The sequence below is a fragment of the Methanococcoides sp. genome, from assembly GCF_030594565.1.
GTDB classification, from domain to species: domain Archaea; phylum Halobacteriota; class Methanosarcinia; order Methanosarcinales; family Methanosarcinaceae; genus Methanococcoides; species Methanococcoides seepicolus.
Genome location: NZ_JAUVEY010000005.1, coordinates 1 through 24950, shown reverse-complemented (window position 1 = coordinate 24950; position 24950 = coordinate 1). Strand labels below are relative to the sequence as shown.

Sequence of the window (24950 nt, the reverse complement as noted above, 5' to 3'; positions counted from 1 at the left end):
CTCACCTCGCTTACTCTGGCTTGAATCCATATGCGGTTCTCTTCTCAAATATTGTGTGGACCCATTCGATGACCTCTGCGTCATCTCTGAATGCAACATTGTCCACACGGTAGATTGTGGTTCTCTTTGCAGCTTCTTCCTCGGACATTGGTTTTCCGAAGTCGACCTTTTTATCGATAGCTCTTCCGACCTGGTCCTTGTGCATAATTACTACGCCGTTCTCAAGGCGGCATCTGTCGAGCATATCGAACATGATACCGTCTTCTGGGAGACGGAGTGAGTGACCGTGCACTGTTGCGCCACGAAGGCTTGCAAGTGCCGGGCAGGTCATTTCGGTCTCGAGCTGGAATTTTGCGATCTCTTCCATGTCTCTTTCACGAGCTTCTACGACCTGACGACCGGAAAGTGTACCTGGGTCGACACCTCTGAAGTTGATAGCTGCTGCGTAGGATCTGAAGTATGGGGTTGAAGGTGCGTTGTACATTGAGTCAACGAACTGAACGTACCTTATCCTGTCACCGGCTTTAGCGCCTGGTGTTGCTTCGACCATCTCTCTGACTGAACATTCTGGCTCACCCATCTCAGCGAGTGGAGGGTGTGTGCTTGGGTAGTCGCTACCTGGTGCACGGTGTCCGAGTACTAAGGTCAGATCATCATCAGAAACTTCCCTGAGTTTCTCGACCTTACCGGACATGTGCTTCCTTCTGTTCTCTGCAACGGATGTTGCACCTGGATAATACTGTGCTTCGTATGCCATGTTATAACACTCCTTAATTATCGATCGATCTCATTGTAGTTTTAACGGCCTTCACAAGTTCGTTTAGTTTATCCCTTGAACAGGATTCACCTCTTGTGACACCTGTTACGATATCCATGACTTTACCTTTCGTCTGGATCTCGCTACTTTTTGGCTTTACAATCTTGGTCTTTATGCCTACCCTTGCAAAATCCTCAAAATCAATATTTGCTTGACAGACGATTATTGCCGGGGTATCTGCTTCCTTTAGAATTTTCCTTACTTTCTTAACCACGTGATCCCGTATGTTTCCGGTATGGATGACAGCCAGTTTATGTCTGGATATCTGGGCAACCTCTTCAGGTGTTATCCCGAATGAACCTGATCTCATAGGAGTATCAGGAATGCCGGATCCAGAATTCAGTACCAGTACGCTGACCTGTATCTCCTCCCTGCGCATGCCGTATGTGAGTTCACATATCGGCTTTGTGATATGTCGTCTTCCCGGGCTCATTGCAACTGCGATGACATCGGGGCGTCCTGTCTCAGAGAGTGTACCGCGCTGTGCGAGTCCTCCTCCTCGACCAAGGCCCATTCCGTGCCTGCAATCTACAACTTGTGTTTCCCGGTCGAACAAATCGATCACTCCGCTGGATTTAACATACAGACACGATTTCCGACCTTTCCTTTCGGATCAGCTAGCCCTAAAGTAGTTGGGTCAGCATCAGGTCCGCGTTTTGCATAGTCTGAAACGGTTTGCCTCTTTTGTATGAAAAGTCCTTCCCGGAACTCATAGCCCATCGGTAGTGTTCGCTCGCACACTTCTCTGATGTTCTCTCTGACTTCTTCGTTAAGGATCTCCAGCCTTATGCGGCCAACAATTACAGCAAGGTCCATTTCCGTTTCACCGATCTGGATATTTTTACTGAACTTATGATCAACATCGTGTCCGGTTGCCGGTCCGTATGGCACGGTCTTTGGCAACCTTGGGCCATGTACGAATGCCCTTGTGATACCTTCGATATTGCTCAGTTCATTGAGTAGTTCCTGTGCGGTCTCCGGACTCAGAAACCGTGCTGGACATATCTCGATCTGAATGAGATCTTCTAAATTCGTAGTAGGATCGACCATATGTATTACCTTTGAGATCTGTTAGAACACTTGTATTAGAGCGCCCCTGCAACTGCCTTGATTGGCTCTCTGAATTCTTCGATTGAACCGAACACATTTCCGACAAGTGCAGATGTCTTTTCGATAGTTATCATCTGAGTACCTGCGTCAATTGAACATGCAGCGGATACACAAGGAATTGCGAATCCTCTGGAGTGTCTTGTTACAACGTGGTTACCGTTGAAGATACCTGGACCTCCACCGCCGTAGATTGAGTGGCTGAAGAAAGAGAATCCGACTCCAGTACCCTGTGCTCTACCCATGTCACAGCCAGGAAGACCTGTTTCCTTCTCTATTATATCGTTGAAGTACAGGATGGTTGATGACACGTTCTGTGCTGCTCTGCCTGCTCCACAGTTTACGAGTGTAGCTGCGAGCTGACCAGCTGCTGTGCATGCGTTCCACATGGAAACGTCATTTGCTTTGTAGAAGTTGTATCCGGATGGTGCTACGTGGTCAACTTCGATGACGCCGAGGTCGAGTGCTTTCTCGATAACTGCATCGATAACTGTACCAATTGTACCGCTCTTACCGTTCTCTTTGACTATGTCGTGGACAAGGTTGTTAGCGTTAAGGCCCTGATATGCGAATCCGAGCAACTGGTGTCTCTTGAATGAACCTACTGCGTTACCCATCTCGAACATACCTGCCTGCTCATAGATTGAGGAGAGTGCAGCAGCGTTCATTGCCTTTCTGCCTGTGATAGCAGCGACGTGGTTGGTCATGATGTTCCTAAGGGAGAAACCGAGACCTTCATTCTGCTGTGGTATGCTGAGAATTGATGCAACGTTACCGCCGCTCATGTCCATGGTCTGTGGGTAGCTACCCCAGACAGCGCCCTTTACGAGTGGTGCATCGAACATGTCGGTGTTGAACGTATTGATGATGGTCTCTACAACAGCTGCGCCACTTACTGTGCTTCCTGAAACGAAGTCAGCACCAGCGTCTGTTCTTGCGCTTGGGACCTGCACAAGAAGCTGTTTTCCGCCACCGATCACTTTTACGAGTGTGTCGTCATCATCGCTTACCTTTACAAGGTTTGCAACAGACTCTGCGATAGCATCTGCGTTCCCTACGATATCATACTTAAGATCGCGTCCGAGAATCTGACGTCCTTTACCACCATACTTGCCGGTTGCGAGACCTTTCTCGATACCTGCAAGATTGATAGCAACAGTTCTCTTTGTGTCTTTGATGATCTTTCCGATTGCTGCATTAGATGTTGGGGCGAGGTCGTTTATATCTACATCGCTTTCCAACAGTGTACCTCTGTCGTCATATATGTCTATTTTGTCAGACACGTATATTTCCTCCTAATTTTATTACGGGAACTCTTCCTGGAAATCACATAATTGAACTAATGGTCAGAAGTTATTTCCGATTTCCATTAATGTGTTTTTTATATTTCCAATTGTAGTCCCTTCTAGTCAATTCAAAATTGGAATGCTGTTTTTACGTTTAAAGCTTTTGGATTTGGATTATGGGGGTGCACATCAATCATGATAAATCATGAACATTTATGTTGGGGACTGTAATGGGTCTGAATAATTGGCTATAAATACGCATACAAAATACATACGTTTTGAAACTTTTGTAATAACGAGTATGTATTTCGGAACTTCATATTTTAATTTAATATGTGATAATAATCATAATATGACTTACCCGTTTCTACACCACAAACGTTTTGTATCACATAACTTAAGGTATCACCGATCGATATGGAAATTGTAGCGGATGTTGGAGGTAATCCCGGTGTGGATTGCCGTGGGTTTTGCAGTTATTGCTATTTCAAAAAAGTGAAAGATGTACCTGCGTTTGGTTGTAAACATTGTTTCCCTTTTTCAAAGGGGTGTGATTATTGTACACGTGGTGTAAAAGAGCTCTACTCCGGTTTCAAACCTGCCCAATATGTCATGGGGGATGTGTCACAAGCTATCCATTTTGGCAGTGGTGACCTTGAGAAGATCACAATAAGTGGCGGTGGCGATGTCAGTTGTTACCCTGAGCTCAAAGAACTTGTGACCTTCCTCTCACAGTTCCGCAAACCCATCCATCTTGGATACACAAGTGGAAAAGGATTCACCTCTGAAGACGATGCCGCGTTCTTTATCGAGAACGGCGTAACTGAAGTCTCATTCTCAGTATTTGCCACCGATCCTGTGATCCGTGGAAAGTACATGAACGACCCTGAACCAGAGATCTCATTGGCCGTGCTTCGTGAGTTCTGTGCAAATTGTGAGGTTTATGCTGCTATCGTAGTAATACCGGGCATCAACGATGGTGCCGTACTTGAAAATACATTGAGTGACCTCGAAGAGATGGGTGCGACAGGTGCTATTCTAATGCGATTTGCAAATTCAAGGGAAGAAGGCCTTATTCTTGAGAACGCACCAATAATGGACAACATCAAGACCCAAACTGTGGATGAGTTCACCCAAATGGTTCGCGAAGCCGCATCCAAGCACGATCTAAGGATCACGGGCACACCTCTGGAAGATCCTCTTATAGGTTCTCCTTTCGCCATACGTCTGCATGATGACCTGCTGGCACAACTTCCTGATGTCCGAAAAAAGGCCACGATCCTCACAAGTAAGGTCGCTGCAGGCAGGCTGTCCGAAATATTTGACAAGCTCGGGGGCACTGTTAATGTAATCGGACTTAACAAGGATATTGGCTGTCTGATAACCATTGATGACCTCAATGGTCTCGATCTTTCCGAAGTCACAGAAACAGTGCTGATCCCTGGGCGTGCCTTTGTTCATGATCCCGAAGCAAAGGCTGTACTTTCTGCCGATGGTGTCGATAGGATGGTAAGGCGTGGCCCTGAATCCTTGACCGTTGATGGTGAGATGTCGATCGGCATGACTGAAAAAGAGGTTCTTGAAATTGAATTTGAGAATTTCAAAGAACTTGTCGAACACATCAATGCGATCGGTATGCCTGTATAAATGAAAATTTTACAGTAATATCTTACCGATATGGGTATCTTGCAACATATTAAAGTTACAATATATTGCAATTCACAATATATTGCAACATGTTGGACGGCATGTATCGCTCCATATCTTTTAGTATCTCAGACCTTCCTACCTCACATGAAGTCGGAAAGTCCCATCTGTTTTGACTTATCATTTTCGAAAAGGGATTTCATATCATAACCTATCAGTTCGATACGTTGTTTTGTATAGCTGGAAACATTATACTCTTCCGCTACTTTTATGGAAACCTGCAGGTATTTTTTAACCGCTCCTTCGTGTACGGTCAATATCACACGCCCGCCACATTTCGGACAACTTCCTGTAAGGGGTGGCCTGCGGAACTTGGCAGCACATTTGACACATCTGGTCCCCTGTCTTGAAAATGCCCTCAGGTTACCGAACATATCCGGCAGGAAATGTGATGTCAATACCCTTTCCGCAACATCGGGCGCATCCACAGCACGTATCTTCTTAGCAAGCTCAAGCTGTGCGTCCATTTTCTCCACCATGGTGCCAAGGGTCTTGTATGCACTTTTGAGCGGTCCGGCAGCAATATTGGATGTGTCGTGGGTGAACATGAAGTCCTCATATTGCAGTGTCGTACCCAATCTGCGACTCACAAGGTCCATGGTATCTTCAAAGTCCTTTGGATTTGCGATTGTTTGGGTCGCTTCATAGAATTCCAGCGAGTAGGATGCACACATATCTATATTGTGTGCTTCCTTATCGACCTCGCTTGGATCGAGGCGGGTGGTCAGAACAAGCGGTGCATCCATCTGTCCTCCCCTCTTGTCGGGGAGGTAATCACGGGAAAAATTAAGGAGCCCATCCATAAGGAGCATGACGCAGTCCTCATCCCCGTCACAGTTCCTCCTTTTTGCTGCATGGAAGAACGGATGTGCATAACCCACAGAAGCAGTGGTAAATCCGAGAAGTCTTCCAAGAACTCCTGCGGAGGTATGGGGTGCAAGGCCCATAAGAAGCACGCCAACAATATCGTCTATGTGGCTTGCATTGTAGTATGGGGCGACCTTATAATATTTCACGAGCAGATCATCAATATACTGTGTGATCCTCAAAATATAGTCGGCAGCATCATATGAGATCACCAGGTCCTGTACCTTGAGGCAAAGTACCTGCTCACTATCGATTAGGGGTTTGCCATAGATGTCTTTCAAATAACCAAGTTCTATCATCCTTTCACAACTGACACCTATCTCTGATGGTCGTATGTGGGTAAGGGGCATGTCCGACATATCATATCGTACAGTGCCATCTTTGAATGTGAACAGATCATGCTTGGCTCGGAGAATACCTTTCTCAAGAGGCTCCGGTGTCATATGCTTTGACATCATCTTCTTGACACCTTTGAAAGAATCGAGGTTATCCCTTTCTCCTATATTCTCAAAGGCTTTCTGGTAAATGCTTTTGAAATCGATCTTACGCATGCTGGTACAGGTGGTCTTGGAATCGCATTTCGGACATTTTTCCTTGTTGACCGAAATACCACATCTTGGGCAGAACAATTTAGGTAACGTGTATTCTCCACAGTCACATCTGAACTCAAAACCTTCCACTCCACATGCAGGGCAGATCCTATTTCCGATCTCTACCGGGATCATGCCTGCCTTTGAAGTCGTGTTGACTTTGAAATTTGCTGCATTCTCGAGCTTTCTGGTCATCCCGCCTGCCTCTGCAATGGGGAAAAGGGCATGTGGTGCCGGTGTCATTTTTCGTTTGTCTGATTTTTCCGGTCGCCCCATTCTGGCACCAATTCTGGTTGGGGCGCGGGGTCTGACTACAAACCCGGCTATCTCATTGATGTTCTCGAGCAGCTCTTCATGTCCGAGTGAATCCCATCCTTTCGATAGCTCCTCATCGAGCCCGAGTGAATGGATAAGCGGAAGTGGCTCTTCTATAATTATTGTTGGACCCTCTACCTTGTGTTGTACAAGGAGGTCTTCGAGTACCTTCTTCATTCCTGTATCAATTGTTCTTTGTAGTGGCAACTTGAGAAATGACCCGTCCGCTTCAAGCAGACCATCTTCCGAAATAAGGTCTGCAAGTGCTGTGTACTGGGAATTGTCAATGTCATGCCAAAGGTATGTGAATTTCGGGTGCAGTGGTATGTTCAGTTCCTTGCACAGGTCCAATGCAACCTCTTGTGTCGGCTCTTTCAGTTCCGCCTCATTGGTTTCTGCATCTGGGGCGGCTTTCCTGTATTCTTGTATCCACCACTCAAAGCAATATGGGGAAGGTGCAAGGGGATGGTTATTCTCAAGGAAATCCCCGTAGTTGATTAGTATCTCACCGATATCAATTATTTCTTCTACTTCGGAACGAAGGGCGTATGCCTCCTCGATGGTGTCTATTCTGATAACATCGCCGTTGTTAAGGCGCACAGTGGGTCCTTCAATGGAATCTACCGGGGCCATGCCTGCGGCCTTTCCAGGGCGTTCCACCTTTAGCTGTGTTCCGGGTGCAATGAAATCATCCATCACTATCATTCCGGCAGGACTTATGCCCGCAGCTGCGAATGAGGTATTGCGTGATCGTCCATATCGAAGTCTGAACCCGCCTGGTCTTGATGGATGGGAAAAAACAGGTCTTCCTGCAATGAGGTCCCGCATATACTTGTCCTTTGGTTTTATCTTCGGTTTCCCATCCGTCTCTTCATCTTCACCACTCTCGGATGAACTTTTTACACCGGAGATTAGTTGCTCGAGCCATTCCCAACCATCGATCTTCAGATTTTTCACATGCTTTTGTATCTTCGGGGCTTTCAGTGCCAGACCTTCGGCAAGTACCAATGCCATTCCGCCACGTACTCGGTTAGTGTTAATTCTCTCAAGGTTGCGGTGTCCTTCTACTTCTTCTGCTTCGGTGGGTTCTCCATCAATACAGATTGGACAGTTCTCTACAATAAGGCGTATCTCTTCCTCAGAAGGGGTGTACTGGAGACTTGCAACCCGTTTGTAGAGCATGATCTCTTCGATGTAACGCTCAACTTCTTCTTTACGAGGTTTGTACCTGTCGATACCAACGCCTCTGCGCACATAATCTCCAACAAGGACGGATAATGCCTGTGCTGTACCTCCGGCACTGCGTATCGGGCCTGCATAGAATATGCTCACATATTCAGAACCATCATCGTTCTTTCCTATACTTGCACGGTCGATCCCTTCTATGGGAGCTGCTACAACCCCTTCTGTAAGCATTGCAACAGATACGCGTATGGCAGCTTCGATGGCTTCTGATTTCGAGTCGAACTCTCCTACCTTTCCCTGGGCGACCTCTCTTCCAAGTGCCAGTGCAGCTTCTTCCCTTGACATCGTTTCTTCAAGCTTGCGTATAAGTTCGGCAACCCCTTTGACCCCGATGAGGTTTTCCACACGGTCGGCAAGGTCTTTTGCAAGAGGTATCTCTACATGTGGTTTTGGATCTTTGCCTCTGGATCGGGCATCATTTACAATGTCTATCTCTTCCTTTAGTGTGCCTTCAAGGGTGTTGAAGTACTCATGCATTTCATCGCTTGCAACTATTTCTGCCATATTGGGTTGTTCTCCCTTCTTGTCAGTGATTATAGGGTGTGAAATTAAAAAGATGTTGATGTCCATTGAAATTAAACCGCATGTTTTTATATTTGTTAACTATATGATTAATTAGTAACATTTAGTTTAATGAGGTGTATAAAATGAAATGGGGTATACTAACAATTCTGTTGATTATTTCAATGCTTTCAATTCCTGCATCTGCAGATCTTTTTGATGATCTGGACCTTGTTGTGAACGATTTTAATGAGAACGTCGATCATGTTCCTTCAAGTGTTAAATATGTTATAGGAAATGAAGAAATGCTTTTGCTCATCGATATGAACGATGCAAGCATACTTGCTATAAAAGCAGTAACTAATGTAGATCTGGAGGTTACGACTTTTGAAGAAGTAAATGCTTCCAATCCTGGTTTTGAACCAGCCCTTATTATAACTTCCAGTGAAGATGTGGTGAGGGAGCTACTGGATTCCGAGGATGCTGTTGCGGATTTCAATGATGCATATGATAATGAAGAGATCAAGATAGAGGCAGCAAGCACCATGGATAAGATCATTATCTCTGTAGGTGGAGCTTTCTTGAAACTTTTAGGTTCTGTTGGAATTGTATGAATATCGCATTAAAATATATATTTTAATTCTTCTCCTTTTTTTACATTTTTCTCTTTTTTAAGGGTTATGGGATGTTGATGGTCATAGTTAACTCTCATATTATATTATTATAATAATAGTATTTATTACGTTTTGTTTATAAATGCTTACCAGAAACTACATAAAAGTATATGTTCAATTAAGTTCAATTTCGGCTTATGAAAAACGTATTGATCCAAAGCTGGGTCTGAATTGATAATTATGAGGTACAAATAATGACAGTAAAAATAACGGAAACTATTCTGAGGGATGCTCACCAATCCCTTCTCGCAACACGTATGCGAACCCGTAACATGCTGCCTATCATCGACAAACTGGATGAGGTTGGCTACTATTCCCTTGAAATGTGGGGTGGTGCAACATTCGATACATGTATCCGTTATCTGAACGAAGATCCGTGGGAGCGGCTCCGGGAGCTTAAGAGTCGTATGGAGAACACTCCTGCACAGATGCTTCTTAGAGGCCAGAACCTTGTAGGCTATCGTCACTATTCTGATGATGTTGTGGAAAAATTCGTTACCAAAGCTCATGAGAACGGTATTGATATCTTCAGGATATTCGATGCTGTTAATGATATACGCAACATGGAGAAAGCTATCTCCGTTGCAAAGAATGTCGGTGCTCATGTACAGGGTACTATCAGTTATACAATAAGTCCGGTACATACAGTGGAGAAATATGTCGAGTTTGCAAATGAGCTTGCTGAGCTTGATTGTGATTCTATCTGTATCAAGGACATGGCAGGTCTTCTCGCGCCACACGAAGCATATGAGCTTATAACTTCACTCAAGAAAGAGGTAGGACTTCCTGTGGCACTCCATTGCCATTGTACATCAGGAATGGCATCAATGAGCTATCTGGCAGCATGTAAGGCAGGTGTCGATATTCTCGATACGGCGCTTTCTCCCCTGGCAGGAGGAACTTCCCAGCCACCGACAGAATCTATTGTTGCTGCTCTTCAGAGGACAAAATACGACACAGGGCTCGATCTTGGGTTATTCACAGAGGTTACAAAATATTTCAAGGACCTTAAGGAAGAGTTCCGGGGTATCCTTGACCCTATCTCTGAGCAGGTCGATGCTAACGTATTGTTGTATCAGATACCTGGTGGTATGCTTTCCAATCTTGTTTCACAGCTTAAGGAGCAGAATGCCCTTGATAAATATGAGGCGGTTCTGGAGGAGATGCCAAAAGTACGTGAGGAGCTTGGTTATCCTCCGCTTGTCACCCCGACCAGCCAGATAGTAGGCACGCAGGCTGTATTGAATGTGCTTATGGATGAGCGTTACAAGGTTGTTCCAAATGAGGTCAAGGATTATGTACGTGGTTTCTATGGCAGGTCACCTGCACCTATCAGTTCCGAAATGATCGCGAAGATAATTGGCGATGAAGTGCCCATCACATGTCGTCCTGCAGACCTTCTCAAACCTGAGTATGAGTCCCTTAAAAAAGAGGCTGAAGAGAAGGGTCTTGTGAAGAAAGAGGAGGATGTCCTTACATATATCCTGTATCCTGCGATCGCACCTAAGTTCCTGCTTGGTGAGGCTGAGGAGGAGGAGCTTGTTCCGGTAAGGGCAGCGACTGGTGTTGCACCGGTGAATGTGGCCATACCAACGGATTATAGGGTTGAGATCGAGGGCGAGGTGTTCGAGGTCAAAGTAGAGCCTGCCGGAGGTTCTGTCACTGTTGCCGAGAAGTCTTCAAAGGCTGTTGAATGTGAGGGTGCGGTTACAAGTCACATGCAGGGAATGGTCCTTTCCATGAACGTAAGTGTCGGGGATACTGTTGAAGAAGGGGACAAGGTCTGTGTGATCGAAGCCATGAAGATGGAGAATGCCATCCATGCTTCCCATAACGGTGTGGTAAAGGAGATCTTCGTTTCCGAAGGGGATCTGGTCGGTACGGGCGAAGTACTAATGGCTATTAACTAACAGGAGTTCTTATCATGTTCAAGAAAGTCCTTATAGCAAACAGGGGTGAGATCGCTATCCGTATAATGCGTGCATGCAGGGAACTTGATGTTTCCACAGTTGCTGTATATTCGGATGCTGACAAGAATGCCCTTTTTCCAAAATATGCAGATGAAGCATATCATATCGGTCCTTCACCTTCAAGCCAGAGTTATCTGAACATGGACAAGATAATCGAAGTGGCAAAAGAGTCTGGTGCGGAAGGGATCCATCCTGGGTATGGATTCCTTTCAGAGAACCCGGTTTTCGCAAAGAAGTGTAAGGCTGCTGGGATCGTGTTCATTGGTCCTTCCAGTGAGGTCATTGAGAAGATGGGCAGCAAGATCGCTGCAAGAAAACTTATGATCGAAGCCGGTGTTCCGGTGGTCCCGGGATATGACAAGGCTATTGAAGATGTGGATGAAGCCCTCGAGATGGCTGATTCCATTGGTTATCCTGTGATGATAAAAGCATCTGCAGGTGGCGGTGGTATTGGTATGAAGGTCGTCTATTCAAAGGACGATTTCAAGTCTTCTCTGGTGTCTATCCAATCGGTAGCACAATCTGCTTTTGGTGATCCTACTGTGTTCATTGAGAAGTATGTGGAAGAACCTCGTCACATCGAGTTCCAGATACTTGCAGATAGTCATGGTAACACCGTTTATGTGTCGGACAGGGAATGCTCTATTCAGCGTAGGCATCAGAAGCTCATGGAAGAAGCTCCATCTCCGGTGCTGAGCCCGGAGCTGCGTAAGAAAATGGGTGAGGCTGCTGTCAAAGCGGCAAAGTCCATCGGTTATGAGAATGCAGGTACTGTCGAGTTCCTATATTCCAAGGGTGATTTCTATTTCCTCGAGGTCAATACACGTCTTCAGGTGGAACATTGTATCACAGAGCTTGTTACAGGTATCGATCTTGCGAAACAGCAGTTGCTTATTGCATGTGGAAAAGAACTTCCTTTCAAGCAGGAAGATATTAAGATAACAGGTCATGCATTCGAGTGCCGTATCAATGCTGAAGACCCTCTCAATGATTTTGCACCTTCTCCGGGTAAGATCACCAGGTACCGCTCACCAGGTGGTCCGGGTGTACGTATAGACAGTGGTGTTTATATGGGCTATGTCATACCTCCTTTCTATGATTCGATGGTTGCAAAGCTTTGTACCTGGGGTGAAACTCGCGAAGAGGCTATTAGCAGGATGAAGAGAGCACTTTATGAGTTTGTCATTGTTGGTGTAACTACCAATATTCCATTTCATGAGGCTGTCCTTTCCAATGAGGCGTTCGTACGTGGGGACCTGACCACTCATTTCATCGAAGACAATAATATCCTTGAGGCAGTAAAGGAAGTCGTGGAGCATGAAAAGGGAAAAGGTTCCACTCTTGCATCTGTACTTGTCAATAATTCACGTAAGACAGCAGCTGCTACCGCGGCAGTCAGTGCTTATGTAAATGCTGCAAAACAGCAGTCAAACTGTCAACAGACTAAATAAGGTCTGTTGATATATTGTTCTATTATCATTTGAATTTGGGGGTATTACTTGACTGACAAGAAAATGGATATAATCAGAGCTTTGAAAAATGCAGGAACTGATCCAATTTCCGGTGAAGAACTTGGGCAAAGACTTGGTATTTCCAGAACGATGGTCTGGAAATATATTAAAGTACTTGGTGAGGAAGGTTATGTCATCAAATCCTCGCCTGGTTCCGGTCATGTTCTGGTCTCAGCGCCCGACAAACTTTATCCGTCGGAGATAATGGATGGTCTTGACACGAGTATCATTGGGGTTGATATTCGATATTTCGATGAGGTTGATTCAACCAATGATATCGCAAAGAAGATGGGACCACTGTCAGATGAAGGTTCTGTTGTAATTGCTGAAATACAGGACAGCGGTCGTGGTCGCAAAGGTGGACATTGGGTATCTCCAAGAGGCGGTGTCTGGATGTCCGTTATCCTTAAACCGAATGTGGTTCCAGCATATGCACCACGTTTTACTCTCATGGCCGGGGTTGCCGTTGCAAGGGCAATTCGTGAATTTGGTATTGAGGCATCTCTTAAATGGCCAAATGATGTTTTGGTCGGGGATAAGAAGGTCTGTGGAATTCTGACAGAAATGGATGCGGAAACCGATCAGATCAATTTTGTTGTCATTGGTATGGGTATCAATGTCAATGTGTCCATAGAAGACCTTTCGGAAGATATCCGGTCGAGTTCAACAAGTCTTAGTGAGATAAAAGGCGAAGAGCTGGATAGGATCGCTTTTGTTCAGGCATTGTTGAGGGCACTTGAAGATGAGTATGTCCGATCTAAGACATTAGGTTTCGATTCAATTCTTGAGGAGTGGAGATCCCTGTCTTCAACTATAGGCCGGGATGTGGATGTGGTGACGCCGCAAAGGATGATAAGCGGAAAAGCAGTAGGTATCACTGAAAATGGTACTCTTCTTGTGGAGACTGCAGAAGGTCTGGAAGAGATCGTTGCCGGAAGTTGCATTCATAGATAATGGGTGTGGCGCGTGGATAAAAGAGAGTTAAGACCTTTACTTTCTATCCTATTACTATTTTTAATATTTTTCATTTGTGTCTTCCCTGTATCGGCTGCAAATGATGATGTCCGCATCCGACTTATTGATGGCAAGGGTATTTTCATTGAAACCAAGGGTGAATGGCAGTTCAGTCAGGGATATCTCTTTGTGGTCAAGGATGTGAGTGATGATGGCAATGTTTGGGTGGAACTTTCACTTGATGGTGTTGCTCTCAAAGATGAGATCCTGAGCGAAGGTTCTGTTTTTATCTACTCACATAATTCTAAAGAGATATTTAACATTACTCTGGATGCCATTTACTATGGGCCTGACGGTGAATTGATCACATTTATTCCGGTATATCAGTATCTTGATCCTTCATTACCTGCGCCTGTGTCTGAGGATCCGGGCAGTTCCCCGAACGTTCCGAATATTCCCGTTGAAAATAATAGTACGGCAGAGAACGTTCCAGGATTCAGTTTTGTTATGGCTGTTTTGAGTATGGCTTGCTTTGTAATTTTCAAACGTTTCTCCTGGAAATATTAATTGGAATTTAACAAGCATCATTTAACAAGTATTTTGATAATGTCGGAAATGGTCATGACGGATTGACTATGTCTATAGTTCTCTCTATCGATCTGACTAGGGTCTAACTGGATGTATGCTGAAAATAGGTCCTTGTAATGATGATGAACGTAAAAATGATCAATGATCAAATAACAACGTAAAATAAAAAATAAAAAATGAGATAATAAGCTTAAAGCTTAAGATCTCCCTTCTCCATCAATAATCTAAGGTCTTCAAGACTCATTCTTCCTGTCTTTTCAAACTTCTCTTTTGCAACAATGTGTTTCTCATCCAGTTTCTTCTCATCATGTTCAAGTTGGATCTCATTGAGCTTGTCAAGATATATGCTGAGTTCATCTCTGAGCTCTGATATCTTTGTTTTCAATGGATCGATCTTTTCCCTTATGGGTGAGACGACATCATAGGTCTCTTTGATCTGAGCATGATATAGATCTGCTTCTTTTCGAAGTCCATCGATCTTCTTGTAGGATGCAAGCATTGAAAGATGGTGTTTCTGTGACTCTTCTGCAAGTCCCTTTACATCCTTTCCAACAGTCCCATCGGCTTTGTAGATCGACTCTGATGATCTGTATGTTTCCACGATCTTGCTATGTAGCTCATCAGCCTGACTTGCAGCACCGATCCTCTCTCCAAGGTCGGAAAGTTTCTCGAAAATATCAATCTCATGTTTGAGGGGAATGTCTGCATTTAAGAACTTATCAAGTTCAGCAGCATATGCCTTTGACAGAGATTCAACACTTCCACGGGACTGCTTGTTGTATTCATCACGCTTTGTTTTAAGCTCGGTGATACTGCCGGTGACCTTGTCCTTTTCACTGCGGATCTCATCTCTTGTGCCCTTTATTTCTGAGATCTTCTCATTAGCGATATCACGAAGTTTCTTCTCTTCGCGTGCCTTTGTTGCAAGTTCCTTTACTTGCGCGTTAAGCTTGTCCCTTTTCTCTTTCAGCTCATCGATATTTGTGCGATGCAGCTTCAGATCTCTAAAAACACCTTTCAGGGTACGTTCGTTCTGTGTGATCTTCGTCCTGTAATCGTTAATTGTGTTCTTCAGGTCCTTTTCACTCATGGTTGATACATCTGTTGTGGTCATGCGTCAGCCTCCGGCGTGTTCTCTTCAGTGGCAGGATTCTTTCCCCAGTGCTCAAGGGCTTCATTATGGCTCTTTATTCTGTTCTCAAGCCATCCGTGGCGTGGTGAGATCGTCTTAAGTTCCTCAGTTGCTTTATGGAAGTTTTCGTCAAGGGCTTTAATGCCAATGGTCCCTGCAAGCTCATTGCTGGCTTCGATAGCACCATTGACCTTTGCTTTTATCTGTTGAACGGAGCTCTGGACGGTTTCATGTGTGCTCATGCCATCCAGCTTGGTCAATAGTTCATCAACTACCTGCTTTTCTTCATTGATATTGATGAGGCGCCTGACCTTGGTAAATCCGTCATTTGCAGCATGCATAAGCTTGTTATCAAGCAGTTTGTCATCGATGTCAGTGAACATGTTCCCAAGAACGTTCTCTGCCTGATGGTAGAGCTGTTGACGTTTCTCTTTCAGAACCTCAATGCGGGTCAGGGTATCTTCCTTTTCCTGCTTTGAGGATTCTATCTGTTCTTTCAGTGCCTTTGATCTTCCATCGAGCTCGCTGAACTCTCTGTTGTATTCTTCCAGAAGACGCCTGTGCTTTGCGATCACGCTTTTGATAAGCTCATCTTTGTCAAGAATGGAAGTTTCATTACTCATATTACTTTCACTCATATTTACACCAATATTTTGATAAATGTAACATTAAATATAAAATTCATAATCTGTATATCTGGGCATGTGGTATGCCGTCTATGTATATGACGCATTCCGGATCAACGGCACCAGAATCAATGGCGCATTGAACTGAACGTGTTCCAAATATGTTTGCACTCGGAGCGTTCCTTATCGCTTGTATGATGGTCTCTTCGGATGCTATCTCTCCTTTGTAGAAACCTTCCGAGATATCTATCACAATTTCACCTTTGGTCAGCTTCTTTCCGACCAGTTCTTTGTCGCAAACAGCAACGAGGATCTGATTTGTGGATCTGTGTATTTTCAGGTACATATCTTCGTCTTATTATACTAATTTTATGTGCTTGCTATCGGGAGCTAACAGGTCTCCCTGCTTTTTCATCTTAGATATAAGCTCTTCAGCTCTTTCCCTACTTATTTCTTCGGTCTCAGCTTCTGCATATACCTCTTCAAGGGGTGCTTTTCCACCTGCGTGCCTGTCGCCGACACGTTTGATTATGTCTTTGATATGATGTATCTTGTCACGCTGACTCTTGCTGGTTCCGGATGCAATTACGTCCACGTCGAAAGCTCCGGTGTCGGGATCTACTCCGACCTGGCGCATACATGCCATGGATATTCGTGTGGTCCTTTTCGCATCATCAATAGTTACTACATCGCTTAAACGTATGCGTGCGCTTGCTTCAGCAAGTCTTACAAGGGCTTCCAGTTGTCTTGCAGTGACTGGTACCGGTGAATCTTTGCCTTCTCCCTGTTTGCGCAGGTCAAGATAGTAATTAATGATATGGTCTCGGGCATCATCTTCCATTATAGGGAAGATCCTTCTCCTTGCGTACGCAACGTATTTTCTCAGCAAGTCGTTTTCAATGATGGGCATGATGACCGTCATATGAGAATCCACTTCTTCCTTTGTAACTGTTGAGTGTGGGACCCTCTGCCTTTGTTCGTTGAGCTCACCTGCATACTGGGATTTCAGTATGTGGTGTGCGATATTGCTGTCTTTGGTTCGGTCAGGTACATCAAGAAGTATAAAAATAAGGTCGAATCTTGAGATAAGGGCCGGAGGCATATTGATCTGTTCTGCAAGGCCTTCGTATTTATCGAACCTTCCGTATTTCGGATTGGCTGCACCGAGTAATGCACATCTTGATTTCAATGTCGCAAGTATGCCTGCCTTTGCCACACTGATGGTCTGTTGTTCCATGGCTTCGTGCAGGGCACTTTTATCTTCCTTGCTCATCTTGTCCATCTCGTCAATTGCGGCAAGACCCATATCTGCCATGACAAGCGCACCGGCTTCCAGTGTCCAGCGTCCATCTCCGAGGTCATCCTTGACAGCTGCAGCGGTAAGACCACTGGACGATGCACTTTTACCTGAAGCAAAAACACCACGGGGTGATATCTTCACCATGTATCTGAGCAACTGACTTTTTGCGATACCAGGGTCACCAACAAGCAATATGTGTATATCGCCTCTGACCCTTGAACCGTCAGGTAGCATCTTAGGTACTGCTGAGAACAGCTGCATGCTGAGTGCTTCCTTTATGTCTTCATATCCGTAGATGGAAGGTGCGATGGAGCCTCTGATCATTTTATATATCTCAGGGTCTTTGCCCATCTCAACGATACGTTCTTCATCTTCCGGTGTTATGTCGAGCTCATCAAATTCCTGGTCTACGTATTCGATAGAATTGGCATGGAGAACAAGGTCGTAAAATGTCGATTTTCCTTCTCTTAACGTTCTCTGATGTGAACGAAGTACGCCATTGATGACAAGACGGTCACCAGGTTTAACAAGACCTGCCAGGTCGTCCTCTGCATCGATATCGATACTTTGTGGCTGACTACCACCTTTCAAGCTCTCAGGTGACTCCTGTACCTGGAGTTTTTGTGCATCTAAGAATGTTGATTGGTCTATAATAAGCTTGAATGGCCCTTTCTTGCCACAGGATTCATTTTCACAATCTGTAGGTTCTACGAACTTAGGGCCACCCTGTGGCTCAAAACTGGTGTTCTCACATCTCATGCACATGAATGCCGCATTTGTTATCTTTGGCCTGACCTCGGTAGCTTTGCGTATCATGCCTTCGATGGATATGAACTTTAGAAGATGTTTGCTTCGAAGGTCTCTGATAGCTACGCTATTCGGGACGTTTATGAACTGGACATGAACATCATCGAGGTCCTTCTCGATAGGTATGTCTATCTCCCTTAATGCCTGTTCAGCATAGGGTAGTACATCGTCCGGGTGTTCAAGTAGCTCGTATGCAAGGTCTGCATCGAATTGCTCGAGGTCGGGAAAATCAACAACGATACTTCTGATATCAGGGTACTCATTTGCCAGCAGGAGTATTTCATCCCAGTAATAGCGCTTAAGAAAATCCCTGAACTTTTCATCCCATTTTATTTCACTCATGTAATCCACATTATTATATTGAAATGATACCTCAGGTATCGGAGATACCAGAATACACTATGTACATATCAATATTTCGAGTCAATACTTTTAGAATGCTATCTTGCATGGTCCTGTTCATTTGATATGGTTCTGGACCTTTCCAAGAAATCCTCTTAATGTCTGCACTTCCCTTGGCATGAGCTGCGCCCTTCCGAATATTCTTTTAAACATCAGGTTAGTCTTTTCTTTTTTGTGTGCAGGGTACTCGATGTCATCAAGGACCTCGTCGATATGCTCATATAACAATCTCAGGTCGAATCCCTCTGCAAGACTGTTCTCACCTGCTGTTATCTGGCTCATTTCATAAAGTATGATGGTGACAGCATGTGAAAGGTTCATTATCGGATAGGTTTCGGATGTCGGTATGCTTACTATCACATCGCTGAGTTTAAGTTCCTCGTTAGTGAATCCGTTGTCTTCCCTTCCAAAAAGGACTGCAACAGTTCCATTCGTTCCGCTGAACTTTTCCTTTAGTTCCCTTGGGGTGTATGGTGGCATACGGATATGTTCATCGATTTTCAGTCCTGTGATGCCGGTGGTTGCAATGACTATATCACTGCCTTCAAGGGCCTCTTCGATGGTATCAACTATCTTTGCTCCATCAAGGACATCGTATGCATGGGAGGCAAGTGCTCTTGCTTCCATTTTCAGTTCGCAGGGGTTTACGAGTGTCAGGTCATAGAACCCGAAGTTCTTCATGGCTCTTGCGACCGATCCTACATTTCCCTGGTATAAAGGCTCTACAAGGATTATTTTCAGATCTAATGTCATCCAATCTCTGAATATCTCCAATACATGTATATTTTGCGCAACTACGTACCAAGGTTATCCAATATCGGTACAGGTCATTTTTTAATAAGAATGAAATTCCGATGGAAGGTATTTCTATGCACAAACTGTCATTTAATTGCAGTTCTGTTCCGTATTCCATAAACATTATTAGTAATCCTGATCATCTTATAATTGCAAATTTGATTTAGGAGGTACATTAAATGAGTTTACAAGATATTCTAAAAGCTACTTTTAAAGGTGAGACTACTGAAGTTGGATGGTACTTTGCAATGTCCAGGCAGGCAGAGCGCGAAGGTCATTTTGAAGCTGCTCTTTACTTCCGCCAGATCGCAATGGATGAAGCATGGCATGCAGCAGAGGTTGCTGAGCTCCTGGGTCTTGTAAAGGACACAACTGTCGAGAACATTGAAATGATGCTCGAAGGTGAGACAATGGCAGAGGGTGAGAAGGCAGAGGCTGCAAAGATCGCTCATGAAGAAGGTAACGAAGCTGCCGCATTGTTCTTTGCAAAGGCATCACTTGATGAGGCGAGGCATAAATCAGGTCTTGCAGGGCTTCTCAAGAAAATTAAATGAATTCCATACTTGTGACATAACGTGCATATATCGGAATTGGGATGATGGCATCGGACATACTTGATAAAAAAGCTATTCTGCAGCGGGATAGGGATACCTATGCCATTGTCCCACAGACTCCGGCAGGTATTATTAGCGTTGATGGATTGCAGCGTGTTGTGGATGTTGCAAAAAAATATAATGCTACCCTTAAATTCACTTCTGCACAGCGTGTAGCTATTATCGGATTAATGGAAAGTGATCTTGATGCTGCATGGTCTGAACTTTGTATGGAGCCTGCAGCATCGATCGGAAAGTGTGTGCGAAGTTAAAGGTGTGTCCTGGGATCGATAATTGTAAACGTGCACAACAGGATGCTCTGTCTTTAGGACTGGTCCTTGATGAACTCTATCATGGTATGCAATTGCCTTCCAAGTTCAAGATGGCGGTGAGCGGTTGTATGAATTCCTGTTCTGAACCTGCGGTGAGGGATATAGGCGTAATGGGTACTCCGAGGGGATTTACTTTGCTGGCAGGGGGCAATGCAGGAATAAGGCCACGTATTGGTGATGTGGTCGCTGAAGGGCTGGATGAGTCTGAAGTTCTTGAAATGGTTGACCGGATCATTGAATTCTATATGAGCTCTGCTAAGAAATATCGTCTGGGCAGACTTATCGATGACATTGGGCTAGAGGCTTTTAAGAGTGAGATCGGTCCTTTATGATATGTTTTTCTTACATATTAATGGCGAATTTAATATGGCTCGAATAAATTTTCGATGAATGCTATCTCAGGTTTTCCTACATCCTGGGTCTGGCCACTTTCTCTGAAATTATTTATGGATGTGATCTGAATGTGGCATTATTTCTACATTCAATTTTAAATTGGACCTTGTTCCAAAATATTTACTAAAGTGATTGCTTTGATGCGTTTTCTTACTTTTGCTGTAAGTTCTGTTTATGAAAATGTTTAAATATAATTGGTTCTACCAATACACAAATCATATTTAATATCACGATAATTTTTAGAAAGATATAATAGTGTCACATCTTGGCAATATCAGGAGGATAATTTATGAGTATGGAATATTATAGTGGACTTTCTGCGGATGTCACAAACAGTTTCGGAATGCTTACCGAATCTATGAGGATCACATTCGCAGCGGTCATGATCATGGCCACGATTGCTATAGCGATCTTCATGATCGGTATGTACATAAATCTTAAAAAATGGGGCTTAGGCGCTGAAGGATATGGTCTTAAACCTTCCAATGGAAGCATCTTTACCTTCCCTAAAACCCTGGCTTATCAGATGAGTGCAAAAGGGCACGGTCATGGTCAGAATATCTTTTCAACATTGATCTTTGATGCTCTTCTTCAGAGGCGTGCTCTAAGACGCAGTCCTGGTAGATGGGTAATGCACCTTGCTATCTTTGGAGGCTGGATCGCACTATGTATTATGTCAGTTGCGATGTTCGCTGTGGAAATTATTCACATGGTGGGTATTCACATTCTCGATCCTGCAGATTTCAGGGAAATGCTCAGTGTTCCTAATGACGTATTTAGTTATATTCTTTTGATCGGTATCATTATTGCTATCTTCAGGAGACTCTTTGTTGCAAAGGCTCGTGAGAGTACCATTGCTTTCGATTCAGTCCTTCTTGTCGGACTTACTATCATTGTAGTTACAGGGTTTGTTGCTGATGGTATCAGGAACGGTACCCTCTGGGGTCTGGGGATGCATTCTGACCTTGCACCACCTGCATCACTGTTCCACGTTGTGATCTCATTGTTCTTCTGCATCGCATATATCCCATTCAGCAAATATATGCATATGATAGCAGGTCCACTTACCCTTATGGCTAACAAGGGAGGCGAATAATCATGAAAGGCGAACCTTCAATTAACACTAATAACCTTACAGCTGTCCAGCTCATGGAGATTGATGCTTGTGTGCGCTGTGGCGAATGTGTCAAATGGTGTCCAACCTACGATGCTTCTAACAAAGATCCCGGACTCGCACCAAGGGACAAGATCCTCAGGTGGGGTCAGTTCATGAACAAGTCCTATGGTCTGCGTGCCAGACTGTTCGGTCCAAAAGCAATTCCTGAGGAAGATATCGCGCAGTTCAAGGATGATGTTTACAAGTGCACTACCTGTGGAATGTGTGCTACAGTTTGTGAGGTAGGTATCAACACTATCGAGTTGTGGGAATCCATGCGTGCAAATCTTGTCAAACGTGGTAATGGTCCATACGGCAAGCAGGGAATGTTCGTAAAGCTCATCGGCGAGTACAGTAATCCGTACATGGCTGACAACAAGGACAGACTTAAATGGATCCCTGATGATGTAAAGATCGCTGACAAAGCAGAAATCCTTTACTTTGGTGGTTGTACTGCAGAACTGAGGCAGCAAAAGCTGGCGTTCGCTACTGCACGTGTCCTCAACCATCTGGGAATCGAGTTCGCAATGCTCGGAGAGGACGAGGTGTGCTGCTGTTCCGCACTTGTCAGGACCGGTCAGCACGAGATCGAGGATATTGCACGTAGAGCTGCAAGGAAGAATGTTGACGGTATCGTTGCAAAGGGTGCAAAGACCGTTTTGTATGCATGTGCTGGTTGCTACCGTACCTCTCTTATAGACTGGCCAAGGTTGCTTAATGAGGAAATGCCATTCAAGATCGTCCATATTACAGAGTTCCTTGAGGATCTTATCAAGGAAGGCAAGCTTGAATGGAAAAAGCCATTTGATAACCTTACAGTAACATACCACGACCCATGTCACCTTGGACGTCACGTTGGTGTATATGAGCCACCAAGGTTCGTGCTTAACGCGATTCCCGGTCTGAACCTTAAAGAGATGGACCGTATCAAGGAAAACCAACGCTGTTGTGGAGCTGGCGGTGGTGTAAAAGCTGGTGTTCCTGATCTTGCTCTCGGTGTTGCTGAAACTCGTGTTCAGGATGCTCTTGCAAAGAATCCGGATATCCTTTCAAGTGCATGCCCGTTCTGTAAGAGGAACCTTTCTGATGGAAGGGACTCCCTTGGTGCAGATGAGCTTGTTGTTGAGGACGTTATTGTTCTGACGGCTGAAGCACTTGGAATTTCACTTGATGATTGTGTAGAGAGCTGATCTCTCTACCTTTCGTTAATTTTTTTTATGTCCTTCTTTATTTTTACTCAGTTCTCTTTTACAGTTACTTTTAAATATTGCTACCTACTCTCTCTGGCTCATGGAAATTCCCTATGAACTTCTGGGTAAGCTATTCGTATATATGCTTCTCTTTGCTCTACTGGGGATTGTTGTGGCATTGCTTGTTGGATTTTACAGTTTTAAGAATAAAAAGGTCATTTTTCCTAATTTTGTTCTTTTCATGCTTTATCTGTTCTACTCACCTGCTAAATGGATGTGTGGTGTCTTCTCGATAAGGGATACCCTTGTGGATGAGATCCTCATTGAGATTAGAAATGCTGTAATGCTTGATGATTTTATCAATGCAAAAGGCCCAAGGGCTGTATTTTTGCCCCAGTGTATGCGTCATGCCAATTGCAGGGCCCGATGTGATCCTATACTTGGCTATGAGTGTAAAAAGTGTGGTCTATGCGATATTGGTATAATCTGTAAAGCTGCCGATGAACATGGTTTCACAGTTTATGTTATTCCTGGTGGCAGTTTTGTAAAGAAGATTATGAAAGCACACAAGCCTGGTTCCTGTATAGGGGTAGCCTGTTACAATGAGCTTTCTGAATCCATGGAAGAAATATCGTTCATGCCTGTTCAGGGTGTTTGCCTTTTGAAAGATGGTTGCTTCAATACAAAAGTGGATGTTCTCGAAGTGATCGAAAAAATGGAGCTCTGCAATGTATAATTTTATAGGCAAATTGTTATTGGTTCTTTTAGTGTTGTCTGTGTTTGTTTCAGCATTATCTCTTTATGCTAGTCGTGTAAGCCTTACTCGAAATGTCTGGTTATCCGGCCTTTTTGCGAATGTATTGGATTTCTTCTTCCTTCCGCTTAAATATTTCTTTTGTAAGTTTTCTGACCCGCGAAAACTTGACAAGTGGATGGTCTCTTTGAAAAATTCCGCACACATGTCAGATTTTTCAAAGACGAAAAAGCGGCTGATGTTCGTCCCACATTGCATGCGTTCACTTGATTGTCCTGCATACGCAACGAAATATGGGATACAGTGCAAGTCCTGTGGTAAGTGTGTTATGGATAAACTGAAAGAAGATGCAAATGAATATGGCTATGATCTCTATATTGTAACGGGTTCTTCTTTTGTTAAAAACATCTTAACTGATCATTATGCAGACGGAGTTCTGGTAATTGCATGTGATTATGAGATCAACAAGGGTATGAGATCCCTTGCAGGGACCAGTGTTGTGACGTATGGTATTCCTATGCTCAATGACGGATGTTACAACACAATGGTAGATGATCAGCTGGTCACTGATACTCTGGAAATGTTTGCATGATCCAATTTCAATCGAATCATCGGTGTTCTTTTGTTCCATGATCAAAAATAAGTTGGTTGTGAGTGAGGAGAGTAAGCTCCCTTCTGTTGATGCAATGTTTCCCGTCAGCAGGGCTGACTCGGGAATGGTCCTTGCGGACACTTGCATTGACGATATTCGGCTACGCGTTAATAAATTCGGGGCAGTCCAGAAACCTGCTTGATCCCTACTCCAACTTGCATCCACGAGGTTTCGCCGTTCCATCCACGTTCCATACGACCTCAACCTTTCGGTATCATAGCATTGGTATGGTGTGGTATCGTTTCTGTGCCAGAGCCCGGGTTCTCACCCGACACCCTTCACAGGTGTTCGTGTATCTGGATGATGGGGAGACTTTCCTCAGGTCAAAGACCCGGCGATCGTCCTTCCTCTCTCGTTTTCATCACGGGATGGGTTGTATATATAGTTAGCGATATCCACAATAACTCCTCATTATAAAAATTATTATAACTGTTTTATTATTTACGATATGTTTATCTACTATTATTAAGAAATTACTTATTATATATTAAAGAAGCACAAATGATGTGGGTGGTAGAAATGATCAAAAAATCTCTATTAATTACTGGGCTTCTTGTCATCCTGATATCGATGGTCAGTGTGGCAAGTGCAAGTGAAATATATAATGTGACAAATCCAAAGGACACGCTTTCATGCGGGGATGTGGATGTCGGTGTGATCATTGACGGTAATAACGTAACTGTAGA

Annotated in this window: 21 protein-coding genes, 1 other RNA gene and 1 pseudogene; 12 read left to right on the top strand and 11 right to left on the bottom strand. The window is 44.2% G+C overall.

Features of this window, described 5'->3' with window-relative positions:
• Positions 1 to 10: 10 nt before the first annotated feature.
• From mcrG to mcrB, 4 genes are read right to left on the bottom strand one after another with little or no spacing between them, the layout of a single operon-like run.
• Positions 11 to 757 (bottom strand): coenzyme-B sulfoethylthiotransferase subunit gamma, encoded by a 747-nt coding sequence (gene mcrG / locus QAS77_RS01040; protein WP_305063846.1) that lies wholly within the window; start codon positions 755 to 757, stop codon positions 11 to 13.
• A gap of 13 nt (positions 758 to 770) precedes the next feature.
• Positions 771 to 1373 carry a methyl-coenzyme M reductase I operon protein C gene (gene mcrC, locus QAS77_RS01035; RefSeq protein ID WP_305063845.1) on the bottom strand — a complete coding sequence of 201 codons (603 nt, stop codon included), beginning with the start codon at positions 1371 to 1373 and terminating at the stop codon, positions 771 to 773.
• 5 nt (positions 1374 to 1378) lie between these two features.
• The gene (mcrD, locus tag QAS77_RS01030) at positions 1379 to 1867 is read right to left on the bottom strand and encodes a methyl-coenzyme M reductase operon protein D (protein WP_305063844.1); all 489 of its coding nucleotides are present in this window, start codon (positions 1865 to 1867) and stop codon (positions 1379 to 1381) included.
• Positions 1868 to 1902: 35 nt separating this feature from the next.
• Positions 1903 to 3207, bottom strand: a complete 1305-nt coding sequence (gene mcrB, locus QAS77_RS01025) for a coenzyme-B sulfoethylthiotransferase subunit beta (RefSeq protein ID WP_305063843.1) — start codon at positions 3205 to 3207, stop codon at positions 1903 to 1905.
• Between the two features lie 420 nt (positions 3208 to 3627).
• On the opposite strand from mcrB, the gene mmp10 reads away from it, so the two are divergent.
• Entirely contained in the window at positions 3628 to 4857 is a 1230-nt protein-coding gene (gene mmp10 / locus QAS77_RS01020; RefSeq protein WP_305063842.1) for a methyl coenzyme M reductase-arginine methyltransferase Mmp10, read from the top strand.
• A 143-nt stretch (positions 4858 to 5000) separates the two neighbouring features.
• On the opposite strand, the gene QAS77_RS01015 is transcribed toward mmp10, so the two are convergent.
• Positions 5001 to 8438 carry a DNA polymerase II large subunit gene (locus tag QAS77_RS01015; protein WP_305063841.1) on the bottom strand — a complete coding sequence of 1146 codons (3438 nt, stop codon included), beginning with the start codon at positions 8436 to 8438 and terminating at the stop codon, positions 5001 to 5003.
• A 143-nt stretch (positions 8439 to 8581) separates the two neighbouring features.
• Here QAS77_RS01015 and QAS77_RS01010 point away from each other — a divergent pair, with 143 nt between their 5' ends.
• The 5 genes from QAS77_RS01010 to QAS77_RS00990 all read left to right on the top strand — a co-directional run bounded on the left by QAS77_RS01010 (position 8582) and on the right by QAS77_RS00990 (position 14111).
• Positions 8582 to 9049 (top strand): hypothetical protein, encoded by a 468-nt coding sequence (locus QAS77_RS01010; protein ID WP_250867234.1) that lies wholly within the window; start codon positions 8582 to 8584, stop codon positions 9047 to 9049.
• Positions 9050 to 9303: 254 nt separating this feature from the next.
• On the top strand, positions 9304 to 11019 hold the full coding sequence (oadA, locus tag QAS77_RS01005; protein WP_305063839.1) for a sodium-extruding oxaloacetate decarboxylase subunit alpha: 1716 nt from the start codon (positions 9304 to 9306) through the stop codon (positions 11017 to 11019).
• Between the two features lie 14 nt (positions 11020 to 11033).
• Complete coding sequence (locus tag QAS77_RS01000; RefSeq protein ID WP_305063837.1) at positions 11034 to 12530, top strand: acetyl-CoA carboxylase biotin carboxylase subunit; 1497 nt, start codon at positions 11034 to 11036, stop codon at positions 12528 to 12530.
• Positions 12531 to 12578: 48 nt separating this feature from the next.
• Entirely contained in the window at positions 12579 to 13544 is a 966-nt protein-coding gene (locus tag QAS77_RS00995) for a biotin--[acetyl-CoA-carboxylase] ligase (RefSeq protein ID WP_305063835.1), read from the top strand.
• 12 nt (positions 13545 to 13556) lie between these two features.
• Positions 13557 to 14111 (top strand): hypothetical protein, encoded by a 555-nt coding sequence (locus tag QAS77_RS00990; RefSeq protein WP_250867230.1) that lies wholly within the window; start codon positions 13557 to 13559, stop codon positions 14109 to 14111.
• Between the two features lie 211 nt (positions 14112 to 14322).
• Here the strand turns inward: QAS77_RS00990 and QAS77_RS00985 are convergent, their stop codons facing one another.
• From QAS77_RS00985 to QAS77_RS00965, 5 genes are all read right to left on the bottom strand, one after another.
• Positions 14323 to 15246: a coiled-coil protein gene (locus QAS77_RS00985; protein WP_250867229.1), complete on the bottom strand. Its 924-nt coding sequence runs from the start codon at positions 15244 to 15246 to the stop codon at positions 14323 to 14325.
• Positions 15243 to 15902, bottom strand: a complete 660-nt coding sequence (locus tag QAS77_RS00980; protein ID WP_305063834.1) for a hypothetical protein — start codon at positions 15900 to 15902, stop codon at positions 15243 to 15245. Before QAS77_RS00980 ends, QAS77_RS00985 begins: the two co-directional genes overlap by 4 nt.
• Before the next feature lie 43 nt (positions 15903 to 15945).
• The gene (locus QAS77_RS00975) at positions 15946 to 16236 is read right to left on the bottom strand and encodes a DUF424 domain-containing protein (protein WP_250867227.1); all 291 of its coding nucleotides are present in this window, start codon (positions 16234 to 16236) and stop codon (positions 15946 to 15948) included.
• 12 nt (positions 16237 to 16248) lie between these two features.
• Positions 16249 to 18339, bottom strand: coding sequence for a minichromosome maintenance protein MCM (locus QAS77_RS00970; RefSeq protein ID WP_250867226.1), 2091 nt, complete (start codon positions 18337 to 18339; stop codon positions 16249 to 16251).
• Between the two features lie 117 nt (positions 18340 to 18456).
• Complete coding sequence (locus QAS77_RS00965; protein ID WP_305063833.1) at positions 18457 to 19152, bottom strand: RNA methyltransferase; 696 nt, start codon at positions 19150 to 19152, stop codon at positions 18457 to 18459.
• A gap of 221 nt (positions 19153 to 19373) precedes the next feature.
• Here QAS77_RS00965 and QAS77_RS00960 point away from each other — a divergent pair, with 221 nt between their 5' ends.
• From QAS77_RS00960 to QAS77_RS00935, 6 genes and pseudogenes are all read left to right on the top strand, one after another.
• Positions 19374 to 19748 (top strand): ferritin-like domain-containing protein, encoded by a 375-nt coding sequence (locus QAS77_RS00960; RefSeq protein ID WP_250867224.1) that lies wholly within the window; start codon positions 19374 to 19376, stop codon positions 19746 to 19748.
• A 44-nt stretch (positions 19749 to 19792) separates the two neighbouring features.
• Positions 19793 to 20451, top strand: a pseudogene (locus QAS77_RS00955) (NAD(P)/FAD-dependent oxidoreductase).
• Positions 20452 to 20801: 350 nt separating this feature from the next.
• On the top strand, positions 20802 to 21608 hold the full coding sequence (locus QAS77_RS00950; RefSeq protein ID WP_305063832.1) for a disulfide reductase: 807 nt from the start codon (positions 20802 to 20804) through the stop codon (positions 21606 to 21608).
• Positions 21608 to 22858 (top strand): (Fe-S)-binding protein, encoded by a 1251-nt coding sequence (locus tag QAS77_RS00945; RefSeq protein WP_305063852.1) that lies wholly within the window; start codon positions 21608 to 21610, stop codon positions 22856 to 22858. Before QAS77_RS00950 ends, QAS77_RS00945 begins: the two co-directional genes overlap by 1 nt.
• 100 nt (positions 22859 to 22958) lie before the next feature.
• The gene (locus tag QAS77_RS00940; RefSeq protein WP_305063831.1) at positions 22959 to 23594 is read left to right on the top strand and encodes a DUF116 domain-containing protein; all 636 of its coding nucleotides are present in this window, start codon (positions 22959 to 22961) and stop codon (positions 23592 to 23594) included.
• Positions 23587 to 24204, top strand: coding sequence for a DUF116 domain-containing protein (locus QAS77_RS00935; protein ID WP_250867222.1), 618 nt, complete (start codon positions 23587 to 23589; stop codon positions 24202 to 24204). Before QAS77_RS00940 ends, QAS77_RS00935 begins: the two co-directional genes overlap by 8 nt.
• A 60-nt stretch (positions 24205 to 24264) precedes the next feature.
• On the opposite strand, the gene rnpB is transcribed toward QAS77_RS00935, so the two are convergent.
• Positions 24265 to 24618, bottom strand: an RNA gene (gene rnpB, locus QAS77_RS00930) — RNase P RNA component.
• Positions 24619 to 24950 lie beyond the last annotated feature (332 nt).